Origin of the sequence: Paraburkholderia sp. SIMBA_053 (assembly GCF_046534895.1) — a bacterium.
In the GTDB taxonomy this organism is placed as follows: Bacteria; Pseudomonadota; Gammaproteobacteria; order Burkholderiales; family Burkholderiaceae; genus Paraburkholderia; species Paraburkholderia caledonica.
In genome coordinates this window covers 1-238 of sequence record NZ_JAWRXU010001629.1, presented here as the reverse complement: position 1 = coordinate 238, position 238 = coordinate 1, and the positions used below count along the sequence as shown (strand labels likewise).

Here is a 238-nt window from a genome sequence, read left to right as displayed (position 1 = left end):
CTTGCGTGCCGCCGTGTCCGACAGGCGCGATCGACAACTGGCGCACCGTGCTGAAGGCCGACGCGTATCCGATCGAAGAGCAATTCACGTGGGACGTATTGCCCGAGCAGAACACGATGGCGGTGCCTGCCGCCGACGAATCGCCCACCGCGGGCACGGCTAACGATGCCGCGGCAGACGCAAGCGGCATCGAAGTGGATACCGTGCGCGGCTCGGTCGTGCCGCCGTGGTCCGCTGC

Annotated in this window: 1 pseudogene; it reads left to right on the top strand. The window is 67.6% G+C overall.

Annotation, left to right across the window (positions count from 1 at the left end):
• Positions 1-238, top strand: a pseudogene (locus SB753_RS41075) (benzoyl-CoA oxygenase); the annotation flags it as partial.